14 protein-coding genes are annotated in these 17,647 nt (G+C 48.1%); 4 read left to right on the top strand and 10 right to left on the bottom strand.

Translation table 11 applies throughout. The annotated features are described in order from the left end of the window. Positions 1–13 precede the first annotated feature (13 nt). Both UWK_RS01060 and UWK_RS01055 read right to left on the bottom strand, forming a co-directional pair. Positions 14–1,759 carry a hypothetical protein gene (locus UWK_RS01060; RefSeq protein WP_015402495.1) on the bottom strand — a complete coding sequence of 582 codons (1,746 nt, stop codon included), beginning with the start codon at positions 1,757–1,759 and terminating at the stop codon, positions 14–16. A gap of 71 nt (positions 1,760–1,830) precedes the next feature. After that, a complete protein-coding gene (locus UWK_RS01055; RefSeq protein ID WP_167320695.1) occupies positions 1,831–2,358 on the bottom strand; it encodes a hypothetical protein in 528 nt (175 codons plus the stop codon). Between the two features lie 203 nt (positions 2,359–2,561). Between UWK_RS01055 and UWK_RS19195 the strand changes: the two genes are divergently transcribed. Next, positions 2,562–2,744, top strand: a complete 183-nt coding sequence (locus tag UWK_RS19195) for a hypothetical protein (protein ID WP_153304787.1) — start codon at positions 2,562–2,564, stop codon at positions 2,742–2,744. Here the strand turns inward: UWK_RS19195 and UWK_RS01050 are convergent. Then, entirely contained in the window at positions 2,728–4,038 is a 1,311-nt protein-coding gene (locus UWK_RS01050; RefSeq protein WP_015402493.1) for a hypothetical protein, read from the bottom strand. The genes UWK_RS19195 and UWK_RS01050 overlap by 17 nt on opposite strands. A 341-nt stretch (positions 4,039–4,379) precedes the next feature. Here UWK_RS01050 and UWK_RS01045 point away from each other — a divergent pair, with 341 nt between their 5' ends. Then, positions 4,380–5,735 carry an ammonium transporter gene (locus tag UWK_RS01045; protein WP_015402492.1) on the top strand — a complete coding sequence of 452 codons (1,356 nt, stop codon included), beginning with the start codon at positions 4,380–4,382 and terminating at the stop codon, positions 5,733–5,735. Positions 5,736–5,767: 32 nt separating this feature from the next. Then, positions 5,768–6,106, top strand: a complete 339-nt coding sequence (locus UWK_RS01040; RefSeq protein ID WP_015402491.1) for a P-II family nitrogen regulator — start codon at positions 5,768–5,770, stop codon at positions 6,104–6,106. 69 nt (positions 6,107–6,175) lie between these two features. Here UWK_RS01040 and UWK_RS01035 read toward each other — a convergent pair whose 3' ends face one another. The 7 genes from UWK_RS01035 to ilvC form a co-directional block, all read right to left on the bottom strand. Continuing rightward, on the bottom strand, positions 6,176–7,591 hold the full coding sequence (locus UWK_RS01035; RefSeq protein ID WP_015402490.1) for an FAD-dependent oxidoreductase: 1,416 nt from the start codon (positions 7,589–7,591) through the stop codon (positions 6,176–6,178). A 10-nt stretch (positions 7,592–7,601) separates the two neighbouring features. Continuing rightward, positions 7,602–12,068 (bottom strand): glutamate synthase large subunit, encoded by a 4,467-nt coding sequence (gene gltB / locus UWK_RS01030; protein ID WP_015402489.1) that lies wholly within the window; start codon positions 12,066–12,068, stop codon positions 7,602–7,604. A 262-nt stretch (positions 12,069–12,330) separates the two neighbouring features. Continuing rightward, positions 12,331–12,483 carry a hypothetical protein gene (locus UWK_RS19190; protein ID WP_015402488.1) on the bottom strand — a complete coding sequence of 51 codons (153 nt, stop codon included), beginning with the start codon at positions 12,481–12,483 and terminating at the stop codon, positions 12,331–12,333. A 30-nt stretch (positions 12,484–12,513) separates the two neighbouring features. After that, complete coding sequence (locus UWK_RS01025) at positions 12,514–12,696, bottom strand: hypothetical protein (RefSeq protein WP_015402487.1); 183 nt, start codon at positions 12,694–12,696, stop codon at positions 12,514–12,516. 456 nt (positions 12,697–13,152) lie between these two features. Then, positions 13,153–14,619: a GGDEF domain-containing protein gene (locus UWK_RS01015; protein ID WP_015402486.1), complete on the bottom strand. Its 1,467-nt coding sequence runs from the start codon at positions 14,617–14,619 to the stop codon at positions 13,153–13,155. Positions 14,620–14,764: 145 nt separating this feature from the next. Next, positions 14,765–14,959 (bottom strand): bile acid:sodium symporter, encoded by a 195-nt coding sequence (locus UWK_RS01010; RefSeq protein WP_015402485.1) that lies wholly within the window; start codon positions 14,957–14,959, stop codon positions 14,765–14,767. 98 nt (positions 14,960–15,057) lie between these two features. Then, on the bottom strand, positions 15,058–16,527 hold the full coding sequence (gene ilvC / locus UWK_RS01005; protein WP_015402484.1) for a ketol-acid reductoisomerase: 1,470 nt from the start codon (positions 16,525–16,527) through the stop codon (positions 15,058–15,060). 183 nt (positions 16,528–16,710) lie between these two features. Between ilvC and ilvY the strand changes: the two genes are divergently transcribed. Beyond that, positions 16,711–17,586, top strand: coding sequence for an HTH-type transcriptional activator IlvY (gene ilvY, locus UWK_RS01000; RefSeq protein ID WP_015402483.1), 876 nt, complete (start codon positions 16,711–16,713; stop codon positions 17,584–17,586). Positions 17,587–17,647 lie beyond the last annotated feature (61 nt).

The following is a 17,647-nucleotide window of genomic DNA, read 5'->3' as shown; positions in this document are numbered from 1 at the left end:
TGCATTTTCCACATTACAGGTTCTCTATGCATCGTTTTGGTGGAAAAGCGCTTGAACTTGAGTCAACGCGAATATTGTCGGCTTTTCCTTCAATATGGTATCCGGCAGGACACCTATGCATATAGGGGGTATGGTTGGCATTTGCAAAAGTGCTCGGACGTCGATCGCAGGTAACCATTCTCACAGGGCTGTGAATTATCTTTTCGAATCGTTTAGTTCCCGAAGGATATGTGCAGCCATATTCAATTAGAAATTCTATTGATCGCCCAAGGTCCTGGTACATGGTGCCGGCAGCACAGTGATCTTGAACAAAATCAGCTTTTGTCATCAGAAAACTATTTGTAAGATTATGATGGCCACCACTGTTCAGTTCATGGAGGGGGGCGTATAAACCGTTTCTTTTGATAAAAAGATTGGCATACTCAAATAGCCCGGCTCCGCAACCCACTTCGAGCTCAATATTTGACTTCAATTCGCTCACCGGCTGAGCATCGTAGACAGACTGAAAAGGTGTTCCCATGCGCAGTTCATCGTCAACAACCAAGGCGCTGTTATACTTCAGTTGCAGGGAAGCATCTGCTTCACCAGTTTGAAGCACACTGGGTTGGGAGGACGGAGCATTGAGTGTTGGGGCACCTACTGTTTGCCCTTCTGTCACAGGCTTCTGAAGCGTATAATCGGCAGGATTTCTCGTGGCAACCGTGTTCCCCATTTGTGGATTGTAGGTGGGGTGGTTGGGGCTATACTCAGCGGGATCTGCATTTGGCAGGAGATCACAGATGATAGACATGGGCAGATCAACATTATTGGACCACTGTCTCTCTGCTCCGTTTTCCATCCGGCAGGTTTTGCTCATTTCAACAGTAATAACTGTAGATTGTTGAACTGTTTTTTCTCCCTGGCGACAATGGGAACTGATAAATTTGCTTTGTTCCTGCAGGGTGAGGCTGGGGAAGCTGACCTGAGTGCCCACTATCTGGGAAGCAAGGCCGGTGTAGCTTGAACCGTTTGCCACTGTCATTGCTGCAGATACCGGTGCAGCTCCAGCGTCGCATAGAAAGGAGGCTTGAACATTTTTTAGACGAAGGTCTCCTCCTAAACCGTTACTGTTTGTTTCATCCCCTATGCGAACCATTCGATCTTTAATGAAGACAACTTTGAGAGGGTTTTTTATTCCGCTCAGTGAACTGTCCGGTAATGAAGGTTCGGAGTCATTTGTTGGAGGCGGGCTGACATTGGGAGTGATTTGTGGTGTCACAGGTGAATCTGCAATCAACACACCCGCTACTGCTGGGCCGCCTCTTTTTTTCTTCTGTGCCTCTTTGTTATTTGTTGGTTTAAGTACTGGATCATCATATCCTTTACGGCTGTTGTCTGGTTTAAACAATGGATCATCATACCTTTCACGGCTGTTATCTGGTTTGAAAACTGGCTCATCAAATCCCTTCATCGCGTTTTGAGCTATGGGTTGTTTGACTGTCTTTTCTTTGACTACAGAAGCAGGGGTGGTTGCAGTGGCAGGCCTTGGGGATTGCACAGAACTATTAGTTAGTCGCGTTTTTTTAGGGGCGCACTCTTTGCTCAGTTGGCTTCGGTTGGTTGAAAATGCACCATGTCTCTGCTCACAGATACTACGGGATAGATTACTTGTCCTGCCCTCAATACAGCAGAAGCCACGTTCATTTTTACAGGCCAGGGTGGCCTGGTTTTGTAAGATAAAAAATTGTCCCTTCTTCTGCTGACACATTTTCTGGATCATGGGGCTCACTTTTCCGTCGAGACAACAGAAACCTTTCTGCTGGGCAGCGAACTGTGCCGCATCAGCTTTTTTTAAAAAAAAGCACCCTTTTTCCGGTCACAGCTACCCTTGGAATCAGCAAGTATTTTGCCTTCGTCATAGCAGACGTCCTTCGTTGCATCGCATGTCCTTTTGGCATCACTCTGTTTGATAAAGAATGTCCCCTTTACCCGTACACAGGTGGCTCTGCTGTTTTTGCTTATGTTACCATCCTGACAGCAGTAACCGGAGGCGGTATCATACACCCGCTGCGCTTCTCTTTTGTCAGCGAAAAATTGTCCACGCTTTCGTTTGCAGAGCGTTTCACTACTTTTTTCGGTGGTGTCATTCACATAGCAGTAGCCAGATTGTATAGTGGCTTTTGGAGGTGTTCGTTGCACCTGGCCGTGATCGACAGTGGGTCTGCCCGCACTGGAAGAGTTTGGTCTGCTGGTCGTTGCTGGTCTGGGCATCTCCAGTGCCGAGGCAACGAAAGGAGCCAATAGACAAACAAACATAAATAGGGAAAGTAAGTGCCTGCTGTGGAAGTCTTTCATGGTTGGGATCGCTCCTGTTTCCATTGTTTTCTTTCTACTACCTGGTGATTGTGGGGGCGTGGGAACATCTGCAAATCTTTACGGTATAGAAATAAACATACAGTCAGAAAGAAATAAATAACCCGACCGGGTGAAAAATGGGGTATTTGAACTGTATAAAAACAAGGGTGAAGGGTGTCATTTCGAGCTGAAAGCTATTCCGCACAGCGATTGAGGGTGGTGCCTTTGTGCAGACAAACGCCGACGAAGAAGGGGGCTATGTATTGGTACAGGGAAGGGGCGGTACGGTCAGTTGTAATATGAAGGTAAGAAAACACCAGGTTGTCCGCAGATCTCAGGAGTGCTCTTCGGAGAGTGGTGCGGTATTCAGTGCTGCGTTGCTAGTTGTTATGATCAGCTTTCTTCGATGATCCGTCTGAACCTTTTCAGCTGAGTGCTGCGAATCTTTTCCATCTCAAGATGGTAAATGTCGGAAGGAAAGAGAAAGTCGGCAACCCCAGTGTCAAATATTCGTTTGACTTCATATTCGTCGTGGGCCACGTCGCGCTGACACATGTAATTAAGATATGAGCTGTTGGTGTGGATAATGAATTCCACCCGCATGCCACCCAGCCGGGCAAAGAATTTGAGCATGGACGTTTTTGCAGAACTCCCGGTTGCTGATCCATCGTATTCTCCGTTGGTCAGCGTGTCTGAAATGTCCTCCAGGGTCATAAAGGAATCTGCCCTGACCGCGCTTTTTGTTAAGTGGCGGAGAAAGCGCTTTACGTCACTCACTGAATTGAGTACTGCCATCAGGCCGAGCTCGTCATCCACTGCTGTTGCCGGGTTTTTCTCATTTTTCCTCAGCAGCTTGAGTACCTTGGCCGCCGGTGGCTTTTTTCTAATTGTAACATAGATGGGAATATCTTTTCCCTTGTCATGAAATCTGCGCCGTTTGATTAAGGTTAGCTTTTCCCCGACAACGGGGGTTGTTTTTATGGCCGCTGCTTCACTCAGAACATTTACACTCGTGCACCGAAAGTCTTCAGCGCTGTGCCTGCTATGCAGGTAGCAGATTTCCAGGTCGCCGATTTTCGAACTGGGACTCCAGACAAAGTCATTGAGAAAACCTAGGAATTCCGAGAACTTCTTCTCGATCTGGGTTTCCCGCTCTCTTTGGTCAATTGATCCTGCCAGATTCATCAGCACCAGTTTTCGCTTGGCTTCAAAACGGGCTTTGCGGTGGAAGTGTTCGTCAAACAGGACGAGCAGTAAGCTCACCGGGTCGGATATGGTCTCAATTTCGTTTGTTGTTTCGGTGTGGGAGCTATATGGGGCCAGCACTTTTGCTCGAAGAGAGTTGATTACATCGTCAGCTGTTCTTGCATAGTCGTGGAGGTAGCGATCAATGACCTGCGCGTCACCCTGGATGCCAAACATGTTACCTAGGAGTTGGTGAGCTGTTTTGGTTGTCAATTCCCTTGATTTTCTATCATGAAGCAGTGGCAGGATCTCATCGAAAGTAGAAATGCTAAGGAGGTCAAAAATTTGATTTCTCACGGCCCGGTACTTTGTTTTCATCAATGGGTCGCTCTGTATGGTTCTGGTCCACTCTTTAGCCTCACGTGAGAAAGGGTGGGCAAAGGGAGGTGTCTCGCCAACCGCAAAAGGGCCATTTTGGAGCATGGAGGTGAAAATGGATTTTTTATTTATGATGTTCATCGGCTCGCGCTGGTAGAGAGTGTTTAGTGGTTTTCTGCTAGTGTTATAGAATTCCTGGCTGGTTTTGTAAATGTTTTCCGATTGGCTTTAAAAAGAGAATGTTTGATCCTGTTAAAGTAGGAAAGACTACAAAAATGTAAATAAAAGGTTTCTATTTGGCACATAAATGTAATTGTTTGCAGATCCTTGGTGGCAGAAAAAACTGCAAGCTATCATGTAGTAGATAGATTTTACAGCATTAAAGTAGTTTTTCATGTTGTGGCACAGACATTGCTCTACCCCAGGTATAAGCAAAAACCGGTGCAATCTGGCACAACCCGTATGAAACAGGAGGAACTACAGTGAAGAACAGTGTAACAATGAATGGAAAGACGTTCTGGGGAGGAGTGGTGTTTCTCTCCGGGCTTGCCCTGGCAGGGCCAGCAATTGCCGAAGAGGCGGCTGCCGCATCAAGTGTCGCTGACAATCTGATCCAGCTGGCCTATTCAGTGGACACCTTTTACTTTCTCATGTCCGGCGCGTTGGTCATGTGGATGGCCGCTGGCTTTGCCATGCTGGAAGCTGGCCTGGTCAGAGGGAAAAACACGGTGGAAATCCTCACCAAAAATGTGGCTCTCTATGCCATCGCCTGCTTGATGTATCTTATCGTCGGGTACAACATCATGTACGGTGATGCTGTTAACAGTTTTATTCCCGGACTCAGCTTTTTTCTTGGCCCCGATAACGGAGTCGATGAAGTCCTGAAGAGCGGTGGAGAAACATACTATTCCAATATGTCAGACTTCTTTTTTCAGGTTGTCTTTGTGGCAACGGCCATGTCCATTGTTTCCGGTGCCGTTGCAGAGCGGATGAAACTCTGGACATTCCTTGCCTTTGCAGTTGTCATGACCGGATTTATCTATCCTGTCAGCGGTTACTGGAAATGGGGCGGAGGTTTTCTTGACGCCCTCGGTTTTCTTGATTTCGCAGGTTCCGGTCTGGTTCATCTCTGTGGCGCATCTGCTGCCCTGGCTGGTGTACTGGTACTTGGTGCTCGTAAGGGAAAATATTCAGGAGGCAAAATCAATGCTATTCCCGGCTGTAACCTTCCCCTTGCAACCCTTGGAACCTTTATCCTCTGGCTTGGCTGGTTTGGGTTTAATGGCGGATCCGAATTGAAGATCAGTAACATCGCTGAGGCGAATGCCGTGTCCATGGTTTTTGTCAATACCAATACCGCTGCTGCGGGAGGTCTTGTTGCAGCACTGCTGCTCTCCCGTCTCTGGTTTGGCAAGGCTGATCTTACCATGGCTCTCAACGGTGCGCTGGCAGGACTGGTTGCCATAACTGCTGAGCCATTAACACCTACTCCAGGCATTGCCACCATGATCGGTGTTATCGGTGGCCTGCTGGTTGTGCCTGCTATTATCTTTATAGACAAGGCTAAGATCGATGATCCTGTAGGTGCAATCTCTGTGCATGGCGTAGTTGGTACCTGGGGACTTATCGCTGTCGCCTTTACCAATCCCGATGGTTCGCTGATTAAACAGCTTATCGGTATTGGAACCATCTTTGGCTGGACCTTTGGTACTTCTCTTATTGTGTGGCTGGTTCTTAAGGCAGTCATGGGTGTTCGGGTCAGCGAAGAAGAAGAGATGGAAGGTGTTGATATTGCCGAGTGCGGTCTTGATGCCTATCCGGAATTCACCAGAGATTAATTAGCCAAATAGTTTAATGACAGGAGAGTATCATGAAAAAAATAGAGGCAATCATCAAGCCATTCAAGCTTGAATCGGTAAAGGAGGCCCTGAATGAAATTGGTATCAGCGGCATGACCATCACCGAAGTTAAAGGATATGGTCGGCAGAAGGGCCATAAAGAGATGTATCGCGGAGCAGAATATGTGGTTGATTTCAACCCGAAGATTAAGATAGAACTGGTTGTTGCCGCCGATCTTGTCGAGAAGGTGATGGAGACGATCCGTGAGGCAGCCCTCAGTGGCAAGATAGGAGATGGAAAGATCTTTATCATTCCGGTGGAAGACGTACTGAGAGTACGAACCGGAGAGCGTGGGGCTGACGCCATTTAATTCAGAGTCATACTGTCCATTACTAAGCGAGGCTACCAAAAAGGTAGTCTCGCTTTTTTTCTTTCTATCTTATACCTTCAGGTACTGAAGAATACTCTCGGCAGCATGTCGTCCTTCGGCAATGGCAGTGACAACAAGGTCAGAGCCACGAACCGCATCGCCTCCGGCGAAAACTTTGGTATTACTGGTCTGGAAGGGGAAATCTCCATCTGCAGGGGCATCTATCAGCTGCCACTCATTCAAGGAAATATCATTTTCGATCAGCCACTTCGGAGGACTCGGCCGAAAACCAAAGGCTGTAATAATACAATCGGCTGGAAGTTCTATCTCTGTGCCAGCAATTGCCTCCGGTCTTCTTCGTCCATGTTCGTCAGGTTCGCCCAGTCTGGTACTCACAACCCTGACTCCGCAGACCCTGCCATTTTCTTCCACAAGCAGTTTAAGGGGCTGCAGATTCCAGAGAAAACGAACGCCTTCGTCCTCGGCGTTTTGTACTTCCCTGGCCGAACCCGGCATATTTTCCCTGTTCCGCCGATAGACGCAGGCAACATCCGTCGCACCCTGGCGGATGGCAGTGCGCAGACAATCCATGGCAGTGTCTCCGCCGCCAAGAACCACGACCCGTTTTCCCTCAAGATCCACATATGGGTATGTTTTCCGCTTTACGTTCATAAGATGGTCGGTGTTGGCGATGAGATAGTCAAGGGCATCGTATACTCCTTCAGCACTCTCATTTTCAAGATTTGCAGTTGTGGCGGTGTAGGTCCCGATGCCGACAAAAAGGGCATCAAAGTTATTCAGGAGCTCGCTTACGGGCAGATCTTTCCCTATTTCCACATTGAGACGAAATTCAATACCCATATCGGTGAAGATCTCCCGCCTGAGGGTCATTATCCCTTTGTCGAGTTTAAAGGAGGGAATGCCGAATGTCAGCAGGCCGCCGATCTCCGGATGTCGGTCAAAAACCACCGGTTTGACACCGTTACGGATTAACACATCTGCACAGGCGAGTCCTGCAGGACCGGCGCCGATAACAGCAACACGTTTGTCAGTTACCACAACCCTGGAGAGGTCAGGGCGCCAGCCCATCTGGAAAGCTGTATCGACAAGGTACTTTTCAATATTGCCGATGGTGACCGCGCCATAGTCATTGTTGAGCGTACAGGCACCTTCACAGAGGCGATCCTGGGGACAAACCCGGCCACAGATTTCCGGCAGACTGTTGGTCTGGTGGCAGAGTTCGGCCGCCTCTATAATACGGCCCTCATTGGCGAGCTGCAGCCAGTCAGGAATGTAGTTGTGGACGGGGCATTTCCATTCGCAGTAGGGATTACCGCAGTCAAGGCAACGATCCGCCTGCATTTGTACCTGTGATTTCTGGAAAGGATCGTAGATTTCCACAAATTCGGTTTTACGCCGTGCGATGTTTTTTTTCCGGGGATCAACCCGATTCACTTCGATAAACTGGAATAAATTTTGGCTCATATCGTTCCTCTTACTGGACTACAGCCAGCGTTTCTCCGGGTGAGGTGCCGCGGTGACCCAGCAGGGTCGCAATATTTGATGTCTTTGGTTTTACCAGCTTGAAAATTTCGACATAATAGTCGTCAAATCCTGTCAGGATCTTTTCTGCCCGCTGGCTTCCTGTTTCCAGAAAATGCTTATCTATAATTCCACGAAGATGTTCCTGTAAAACAGGTTGATTGTCGAGTGACAGTACTTCAACCAGCTCTGGATTCACTCTTGATTCAAGATTTCCAGATTTGTCGAGAACATAGGCAAAACCACCGGTCATTCCTGCGCCGAAATTAACACCTGTTTCGCCAAGGATGGTGACAATGCCACCAGTCATATACTCGCAACCGTTGTCACCAATCCCCTCAACAACCGCTATAGCTCCGGAATTTCTGACCGCAAAACGTTCTCCGGCAAGGCCAGCTGCGTATAGCCTGCCACCCGTTGCCCCGTAGAGACAGGTGTTGCCTATAATGGCAGCCTTGTGACTTTTGTAGGTGACTCCCAGAGGTGGGTGGATAACGAGTTTTCCACCAGCCATTCCCTTACCCACGTAATCGTTGGCATCACCGATAAGGGTCATATGCAGACCTCCGGCATTCCAGGCTCCAAAACTCTGACCTGCAGTACCATTGAACGTCAGGGTCACAGGTGCTTCTTCCATGCCTCTGTTGCCATGGATGGAAGCTATTTTTCCGGAAATCCCTGCGCCCACTGTTCGATCGGTATTGCGGATAGGGAAACTGCCGCTGGCACCAGAAGTGTTTTTTACTGCGTCGGTGAATTGTTTTATAATCTCAAGATTGAGATTTCCCGGATCGTTAGGGGTGTTTCTCTCCTGGAAGTAAACAGCTTTTCCTCCGGCTGGCTGGCTGGTCTCCAGAATGGGTGTGAGTTGCAGTTTTCTCTGTTTTGAAGAGATGCCTTCTACGATCTCGAGCAGATCGGTGCGGCCGATCAGGTCGGTGAGTTTTTGTACGCCCAGTTCAGCCATGAGCATTCGGGTTTCATGAACCATAAAGGAAAAATAGTTCATCACCATATCCGGAACTCCGGCGAAGTATTTTCGCCTCAGGGTTGCATCCTGGGTGGCAATACCTGTGGCACAGTTGTTGAGATGACAGATCCGGAGAAACCTGCAGCCAAGAGCAATAAGGGGCCCGGTGCCGAAACCAAAACTTTCAGCACCAAGGATTGCAGCCTTGATGATATCAAGCCCGGTCTTCAAACCGCCATCCACCTGCAGGCGTATTTTGTGCCGTAATCCGTTGGCGACAAGAGCCTGCTGAGTTTCGGCGAGTCCCAGTTCCCAGGGGCTGCCCGCATATTTTACCGAACTGAGCGGACTGGCACCCGTACCACCGTCATTGCCCGAGATGGTGATCATGTCTGCATAGGCCTTGACCACACCGGTGGCAATGGTCCCGACTCCGGGTTCTGAAACCAGTTTGACGCTGATCTGAGCAACTGGATTGATTTGCTTGAGATCGAAGATCAGCTGGGCCAGATCCTCAATGGAATAGATATCATGGTGGGGTGGTGGTGAGATAAGCGTTACACCAGGCACCGAATATCGGAGAGTGGCGATCTGGGCCGTCACCTTATGGCCTGGGAGTTGGCCTCCTTCACCGGGCTTGGCGCCCTGGGCCATTTTGATCTGGATAACTTCCGCGTTCATCAGGTAGTGAGGGGTTACCCCGAAACGTCCAGAGGCAACCTGCTTGATCCTGGATACCCGTTCGGTCTTGAACCTGACAGGGTCCTCACCTCCCTCTCCACTGTTGGAGTAACCGCCAAGGCGGTTCATGCCGATGGCAAGTGCTTCATGTGCCTCCTGGCTCAATGCCCCGATGGACATGGCAGCAGAATCAAAGCGATTGTAAAAGGTCTCCGCAGCTTCCACTTCGTCGAGTTGTATTGCCCTGCTGTCTTTTTTCAGTTGGAAGAGATCACGGATACAGGCAACAGGGCGGTTGTTTACATGGTTTGAATAGATCTGATAATCAGCAAAAACGCCTGTACGCACGGATTTCTTCAGGGATTCCACCACATCGGGGTTGTAGGCGTGGTATTCTCCACCATGAATATATTTGAAGAGACCGCCACGCTTAAGAGGTTTATGGAGTTTCTTCCAGCTGTAATGGGAAAGTTTTTCCTGATCCTCCTGAAAATCCGCAAATCCTGCACCCTCAATTCGGCTGATTACTCCGTTGAAACAGAGTTCAGTGATCTCCCGTGCCAGGCCAATGGCTTCAAAAAGTTGTGAACATCTGTAGGAGGCAATGGTAGAAATTCCCATTTTCGAGAGAATCTTCAGGAGGCCCTTGTCTATACCTTTGCGGTAATTGCCTGTTGCCTGCTTGAGCGTCACGTTTATGCTGTTCTCGTCAACAAGCTGAGCAAGTGATTCATAGACCAGGTAGGGATAAATGGCTGTTGCACCAAGGCCGATAAGAACCGCAAAATGGTGCGAGTCCCTTACCGCTGCCGTCTCTACAATAATATTGGCATCACAGCGCAAATTATTCTCAACCAGAGTGCGCTGCAGGGCTCCCACAGCCATGGCTGCAGGAATTGGGAGTGTTTCTGGGGATATGTTGCGATCCGAGAGAATCAGCAGGACAGCACCACTTTCCGTCTCTTTCCGAGCTCTGTCACAGAGTTCTATGATTGCGTTCCTCAGTCCCAGCTGTGGGGCGTAGTTGAGGTCAAGAATCACATGTTTGTAATGACTCTGGTCCAGTTGCAGGAGTTGTTTAAGGTCACTGTATACCAGCACCGGAGATTGGAATATAACACGGTAGGCGTGTCCCTGTGCTTCGTCAAAGACGTTCTGTTCCTGCCCCACGCAGGTGGCAAGAGACATAACATGTTTTTCCCGTAAGGGGTCAATAGGAGGATTGGTAACCTGGGCAAACATCTGGCGGAAATAGTCGAACAGACTTCGTTCTTTAGTAGACAGGACGGCCATTGGGGCATCATCACCCATGGAGGCCACCGGTTCCTGCCCTGTTTCTCCCAGTACTTTTATGACCTGCACCATCTCCTCATTAGTGTAGCCGAAGAGCTTCTGGTAAAGGAGGAGGCGGTCATCACTAAGCGCTCTTTCCCCAGTATCGAGCTGGATATCATGGTCAAAGGAACGAAACTCCTGGCAACATTTATCCATCCATTCCTTATAGGGATACCGCCCCTTAAGCTCACTGTCGATATCCCAGGATGTCCAGCGTTTCCCACTGAGGGTGTCAATCACCAGAAGTTCACCGGGGCCGACCCGGCCTTTTTCAATCACCTCATCAGGCTCATAGTCCCAGATGCCGACCTCGGATGCCAGGGTTATCAGCCTGTCTTTGGTTACCACGTAGCGTGCTGGTCTGAGGCCGTTACGATCAAGACCGCAGGCTGCAAAACGACCGTCACTCATGACAACTCCTGCTGGTCCATCCCATGGCTCCATGTGCATGGAGTTGAAGTCGTAAAAGGCGCGCAGGTCCTTATCCATATTAGGGTGATTCTGCCAGGCGGGTGGAATAAGAAGCCTGAAGGCCCGAAAAAGATCCATGCCACCGGCCAGAAAGAGTTCCAGCATGTTGTCAAGTGCCGAAGAATCAGATCCGGAACTGTTTACAAAGGGCATGGCTTCGGCCATGTCGGGGAGCAGGGGGGACTTGAATTTATAGGAACGAGATGCTGCCCACTGCCTGTTGCCGGTGATGGTATTGATTTCACCGTTATGGGCGAGATATCTGAAGGGCTGGGCTAATGGCCATTTGGGCGCGGTATTGGTGGAAAAACGCTGATGGAAGAGGCATATTGCCGACTGCATCCGATAATCTGCCAAATCCGGATAAAAAGATGGCAGATCCACGGGAAGACACAATCCTTTGTAGACGATAACAAGGTTTGAAAGACTGGCGATATAGAAATCGGGATCATCGTTTATCCGCTTTTCAACTCGGCGCCGAACGATGTAGAGACGTCGCTCCAGATCCTTTGACCCCCAGCCAAAAGGCCCGTTAATGATAACCTGGGCAATGTCCGGCATGGATTCTCTGGCAAGAGTCCCAAGTACCTCGGGAACAACAGGAACGGTGCGCCAGGCTACAACCGTCAGTGTTTCTTTCTTAAGTTCCTGGTTGATTATCTGACGGGCAAGATCATTTTTAGTCTCATCCTGGCTGAGAAATACCATCCCGACGGCGTATCTGCCGCCCAGTTTCCATCCTTCTTCTTTGGCGAGGGCATGAAAAAACGTGTCCGGTTTCTGTAGCAACAGACCACACCCGTCTCCGGTTCTACCATCGGCGGCGACACCGCCACGATGGGTCATTCTGGCGAGTGAAGAGATGGCTGTACGGACGAGCTTGTGACTTACCTCGCCATCCATATGAGCCATCAGTCCGAAACCACAGTTATCTTTATCTAATTCTCGATTATACAGACCCATTGTTTCCTCTCAATATCCGGGCTTCCCATGTCCCTGGGCGCGGCGATTTTTTTTATAAACTTTGTTGCAGTTGATAGTATCATTCTCCAATGTTTTTATCATGTTTTTGTAATAATTATGACGGTAATTTCAATAAAGCTCATATAAATCAAGATTTGAATGTGTTATTGGCCGATGCGAAAAAAAAGGGGAAGGGGATTTTTGAATGTGATGAGCCCCTCCCTGCTTTAAGAGAAAGCAGGGAGAGTATATTTTCGTAGACTTACTTTTTGTCTTGAGGGTGACTGGTCTTGGCTGGGGCAATGATCGAACAGCGACAATCGTCCCAGTCATTGTTGCCGGGAGCACTGCTCCACTCAGGATTGCTTTCACAGGTTTCAGCAGGATCTATGGCCTGGATAGTATTTTCTTTCATAGGATGTCTCCTTACTGTCTGCTTTTGTTCCTACTCTTCAGCAGGAAGCAGATGGTCTTTAAGTTTTTCATAAAGGGTTTCAGAAAGTGGCTCATTATTAATAAATGCAGCAGCTTCTTCACCTGTCAGTGTCTCTTTGATCTCTAGTGGAAGTGATCTGAGGATTGCCACTCGTTGAGGATCAGGGTTTTTGATGATGTTTGTATTTTTCATATGCTCACAAGGTTTTTATTGATAATGCTTCCTGTTATCTCTTACGTTAATGCCTGTTTTTGAATTGTCCAGGAAAAATCGGATTAGGTATAAACGAGGACTGTATGGCTAAGTGGTTATTGCTGGATGTGAAACTGACGGGAGTTGAAAAAAGAACCTGATTACCATCGAAACTCGGCTTTGCAACCCGGAGTTGTTCCGGGTTGATTATATGGGACGCCATAAACCGATCCCTGGGGGCTCTGCTGCGGCCGTCCAGGCCGCAGATGCCCATATAATCAACACGAAAAAACTAATCCTCAGGCGGGTAGGCTGAGGATTAGTGGTAATCAGGAAAAAGAATGGAGGATGCATCCGTCCTTCACCTTGTTCTTTGAGAAGATGAAGGGCACCCGAGAAAACCTGCAACATTGCATGGAGAAGTTTTAGGAGGTTTTTATTACACCGTCAGGATTCTCAATAACTATCCCCATCCCACATGGAAGGATTAAAGCGTACTACCTTGTTTCTGCCAGTGTCTTTTGCCTGATAGAGAGCAATATCAGCGTGTTTGATACATTCCCAGAATCCATCCCCATCCACGGGGAAAATAGAGACTCCGATACTGAGGGTCTTGCGGATACTGATATCTTCTATCCGGAACAGCTGTTCCTCCACAGCCTGCCGTATTTTTTCTGCGACCTCTGTCGCTTTTTCCATCTCACAGTCAGTAAGAAGGATCAGGAATTCTTCACCGCCATAGCGGATAACAATATCCGAGGTTCGCACTCCATCTTTCAGAATGGTAGCTAGCGTTTTCAGGACGTCATCACCCACATCGTGCCCGTGTTCATCGTTTACCTGTTTGAAAAAATCCAGGTCACACATGAGAACAGCCAAGGTACTCTTTCTCCTTTTGATTCCGGCAAGTATCGGGTTGATGTTTGTTTCCAGGTATCTACGGTTTGCAAGGCCAGTCAGGGCATCTTTGGTGGCCATTTCATGAAGATTAGAGGCGAGACGCTTGGCGTGGAGCACCGGAAGAGCCTCTTCGAGATAGAGGCCGGCAAGTTGTTGGTTTTCCCGTAATTGCTCTGCTCGTTCCGGGCTGTCGACAAAGAGCGAGAAAAATTGAACAACTCCCAGTACTTTCCCTGAAACAACCATGGGGACACAGGTATGGGTCATTAGTTCAGAGAGGGGGAAGACTGGGCAGATACCTGGGAAACCGGCTGATGAAATGACTTCTCCTGTCCGTCTTGCGCGACAGATTCTGGAGGTACTCATTTCACAGGTATCGTGTTCCAGTTCAGGAGGCCAGCTGTACACTGCTTCTATGGAGTCATCCTTAGCCCGGACTTCCCATATAATAAAGGTGTTGAGATGCAGTTTTTCCTTAAAAACGTAGGCCAGTCGATTGTAAACTTCACCAACGGTTTCGTCGGCCTCTATGGTTCTTCTGAAGAGCGAAATGGCTCGAATATGACTTGTCAGGTCGTTTACCAGTAGAGCGACTTCTCCGATTTTGTCCTGGGTAAGTACCGGAATTTCGGTTCCATGGCCACAGGCCTGTTTTTTGTCCCCCTTTTTGACCAGCGTTCGAAGAGAACTGATCATCTGGTCAAGAAAATCAACAAGGGCGCGTACGCACAAAAAACTTGTAAGGCTCATAAAGGCCATGACCAGAACGACCAGAATCAGGCCATGGCTGATATAGGTATCGAGGAGACCAAGGGCGTTCGATAAATGCTCGTCTCCACCGCAGGCAAAATGCAGTTCATATTTAAGCTTTTTAATAAAGAGAAGACTGTGGAATCCGATAACAAGATACCCGCAGAGGAAGCTTACCAGAACCAGGAGGAATTTCTTGTAGACAGAAAGGGCGAAAAAAGGCTTCCAGAGGCGGAGCCAGAGAGAGTCACGAGAGTGGTTGTTGTTTGTCATTTAAGAAGTTTTCCTGACAGCGTGGTGGATCTTGCACCTGTGGTATAAAAAGGTCAATACAGCTTGAAATGATTTGTAAATACATGAAGAGTTATAGCAAAGTAAAAAATCATTGTCAAAGCAGGTATGGAGAATTTTTGTTTTTTTATTTATTTTGAATGATTGATGCGATAAAGGAGTCCATGAACAGTTGGAAAAAATGAAAGATGAGACAGACAATAATGGCATTGCCGGTTGCAAGTTTGATGCTGGCTAATATGGCAAGTGCCAGGGCCATGGTTTTCTGTGAGGTGACAAAAATCATTGCCTTGCTGTCTGCAGAGAAGTGCCAGGGGCTCATTGCCACGGCTCATCCCCGTGAGTTGTTTCATAAATGGAGGGGAAAACGGATGTTCTGACCGGAAGAAATATTTCTTCCGATCAGAAAAGGGATTGGGCTTAGATTTGCTTCATGGCACTCATATAGGAGCGCAGCTCTTCACCGATAGCTTCAACAGTGGTGTAGCGGATGGACTCGTTGGTTTCGATAAGCTCAACGTTGTTCACCCCATTGTCTTTGACTGCAATGGTCTTACCAATAACATCAGTGTTCACTGTTTTCATGAAATCCCTGAGCAGTGGCAGACAGGCGTGGTTGAAGAGGTAGCAGCCATACTCAGCAGTATCCGAGATAACAACATTCATCTCATAGAGTTTTTTGCGTGCAATAAGATTGGCTATCAGTGGAACCTCGTGCAGTGACTCGTAGTAGGCAGATTCCTCTTTGATTCCTGCTGAAACCATGGTGTCAAAGGCTAACTCAACACCGGCTTTAATCATGGCAACCATAAGAATGCCATTGTCAAAGTATTCCTGTTCGCTTATTTCGGTGGTAGCCGCTTCTGTTTGCTCGAAAGTTGTTTCACCCGTTTCTTTACGCCATCTCAGGAGGTTCGCATCGTCGTTGGCCCAGTCTTCCATCATGGTTTTGGAGAAATGCCCAGACATGATATCGTCCATGTGCTTGTGGAAGAGTGGTTCCATGATACTTTTCAGCTCATCGCTTAACTCATTGGCTCTGATTTTTGCAGGATTGGAAAGTCTGTCCATCATGTTGGTAATGCCGCCGTGTTTGAGCGCTTCGGTGATGGTTTCCCAGCCAAACTGAATTAATTTGACAGCGTAGGCAGGATCTATTCCCTGTTCAGTCATCTTGTCAAAACAGAGCAGGGAGCCAGTCTGCAGCATTCCGCAAAGAATGGTCTGCTCACCCATGAGATCAGATTTTACCTCTGCAACAAAGGAGGATTGCAGACACCCGGCACGATGGCCGCCTGTTCCAGCTGCATAAGCTTTGGCAACATCCCAGCCGATCCCCTGGGGATCGTTTTCACGATGTACGGCGATAAGGGTAGGGACACCAAAACCTCGTTTGTACTCTTCCCGTACCTCGGTTCCTGGAGATTTTGGGGCAACCATGACAACTGTAATGTCGTCGCGAATCTTCATTCCCTCCTCAACAATATTGAATCCGTGAGAGTAGGAGAGGCAAGCACCCTGTTTCATGAGTGGCATGACGGCTTCGATGACATTGGTGTGCTGTTTGTCAGGAGTCAGATTGATTACCAGATCAGCTTCGGGGAGCATCTCCTGGTAGGTTCCTACTTTGAAGTCATTTTCCGAGGCGTTTTTCCAGGACTGACGTTTTTCGGCAATTGCGGCATCGCGGAGGGTGTAAGAGACATCAAGGCCTGAGTCACGAAGATTCAGTCCCTGGTTTAAGCCCTGAGCACCACAACCGACTATGACGATTTTTTTTCCTTTGAGGGCCTCAACACCATCAAATTCCGAAATATCCATAAAACGACACTGGCCAAGTTCTTCAAGCTGAAGGCGGAGGGGAAGGCTGTTAAAGTAATTGTTTGACATGGGAATACTCCTTTTTTAAATGATCAATTCACTATTGAATGGAAATAAAAACGGTAAAACAACGAATTATTATCTAGATAATACCATGAAAAATTGTTGCGTAAAGTGAATTGTTTGTAATATAGTATTGCGGTTAGTGAAATAAACGTGTGTCCTTTGAACAGTGATAGCCGAAAAAAGAAAATGAACATCCGAGATCTCAAACTCTTCAAGCATCTCTCTGGAACCCTCCATTTTGGACAAAGCAGTCGTGCCTGTCATGTGACTCCTTCTGCATTGACCAGAATCATTCAGCGTCTTGAGGATGATCTGGGGGAACGCTTATTTCTCCGTGATAACCGCTCGGTCCGTCTTACCCCGGCAGGTGAGTCATTTCGTTCCTATGCAGATGATGTTATTCAGCGCTATGAAATGTTACAGGGTGAGCTGTCAAGGGAGCGGGTGTTGGGGGGAGAGATTTCACTGTACTGTTCTGTGACCGCAGCATATTCAATCCTGCCTGTGATTTTTCAGAAATTTCGTTTTGTCTATCCGGAGGTAAACATCACTCTTGAGACAGGTGATGCCGCGCTTGCACTTACAAAACTCCAGAATAGGGAGGTGGATATTACGGTGGCAGCGTTGCCGGATGTCCTGCCGGAACGGGTGGAATTTCTGAAGATTGTGGAGACTCCGCTGGTCTTTATTGGCCCCACGTCATTCCCAGAAAGAACACGATATCAGGGGAGGGAAATAGACTGGCAGAAGACACCGCTTATTATTGCAGAATTTGGGTTGAGTCGTGACAGGACGGATAGCTGGTTTCGTGAAAAAGATATTGTGCCAAACGTTTACGCGCAGGTTGCAGGGAATGAAGCCATCATTGCCATGGTTGCGCTCGGTTGCGGGGTAGGCGTTGTGCCTGAGCTGGTCCTTGAAAAAAGTCCCTTGAAAGAACAGATAGAAATCCTGGCTGTGAGGCCTGAACTGAAACCATTTTCCATCGGGATTTGCAGTATCAAGAAAAAAATGCGGCCGCCACAGGTTGATGCCTTTTGGGAAATTGCGGCATCAATTTAGGGGTAGTCAAGAAATGACTATTATATTTTTGTCGATTTTATTTTGGCCCCTTATGCTGGTC

This window comes from Desulfocapsa sulfexigens DSM 10523 (assembly GCF_000341395.1).
In the GTDB taxonomy this organism is placed as follows: Bacteria; Desulfobacterota; Desulfobulbia; order Desulfobulbales; family Desulfocapsaceae; genus Desulfocapsa; species Desulfocapsa sulfexigens.
Note: the sequence above shows the minus strand (reverse complement) of the source record. Positions and strands in the feature narration are given on the sequence as shown.

Coding starts and splice junctions, on each gene's coding strand:
- UWK_RS01035 (WP_015402490.1), bottom strand. CDS start 7,591: ATGAGCCAAAATTTATTCCAGTTTATCGAAGTGAATCGGGTTGATCCC.
- UWK_RS01050 (WP_015402493.1), bottom strand. CDS start 4,038: ATGAACATCATAAATAAAAAATCCATTTTCACCTCCATGCTCCAAAAT.
- UWK_RS01060 (WP_015402495.1), bottom strand. CDS start 1,759: ATGATCCAGAAAATGTGTCAGCAGAAGAAGGGACAATTTTTTATCTTA.
- gltB (WP_015402489.1), bottom strand. CDS start 12,068: ATGGGTCTGTATAATCGAGAATTAGATAAAGATAACTGTGGTTTCGGA.
- UWK_RS01055 (WP_167320695.1), bottom strand. CDS start 2,358: ATGGAAACAGGAGCGATCCCAACCATGAAAGACTTCCACAGCAGGCAC.
- UWK_RS01040 (WP_015402491.1), top strand. CDS start 5,768: ATGAAAAAAATAGAGGCAATCATCAAGCCATTCAAGCTTGAATCGGTA.
- ilvY (WP_015402483.1), top strand. CDS start 16,711: ATGAACATCCGAGATCTCAAACTCTTCAAGCATCTCTCTGGAACCCTC.
- UWK_RS01015 (WP_015402486.1), bottom strand. CDS start 14,619: ATGACAAACAACAACCACTCTCGTGACTCTCTCTGGCTCCGCCTCTGG.
- UWK_RS01010 (WP_015402485.1), bottom strand. CDS start 14,959: ATGAGCCCCTGGCACTTCTCTGCAGACAGCAAGGCAATGATTTTTGTC.
- UWK_RS01025 (WP_015402487.1), bottom strand. CDS start 12,696: ATGAAAAATACAAACATCATCAAAAACCCTGATCCTCAACGAGTGGCA.
- UWK_RS19190 (WP_015402488.1), bottom strand. CDS start 12,483: ATGAAAGAAAATACTATCCAGGCCATAGATCCTGCTGAAACCTGTGAA.
- ilvC (WP_015402484.1), bottom strand. CDS start 16,527: ATGTCAAACAATTACTTTAACAGCCTTCCCCTCCGCCTTCAGCTTGAA.